Annotated in this window: 1 pseudogene; it reads left to right on the top strand. The window is 68.4% G+C overall.

From position 1 onward, the window contains the following. Positions 1-285, top strand: a pseudogene (locus tag AC5RU7_RS21120) (glucose-6-phosphate dehydrogenase); the annotation flags it as partial.

The following is a 285-nucleotide window of genomic DNA, read 5'->3' as shown; positions in this document are numbered from 1 at the left end:
AGGACCTGTCCACGCACTCGGCGCGGGGGCAGTTCACCGGCGGCTGGCAGGGCGGTGAGCAGGTCCAGGGCTACCTGGAGGAAGAAGGCATCCCCGCGAACTCGACCACGGAAACCTACGCGGCGATCCGGGTGGACATCCACACCCGCCGCTGGGCCGGGGTCCCGTTCTACCTGCGTGCCGGGAAACGCCTGGGGCGGCGGGTGACGGAGATCGCGGTGGTGTTCAAACGCGCCCCCAACCTGTTGTTCCGGGACCACACGGATGATGACTTCGGGCAGAACG

The organism is Arthrobacter sp. K410C (genome assembly GCF_059090105.1).
This window is presented reverse-complemented; position numbering and strand designations above follow the sequence as displayed.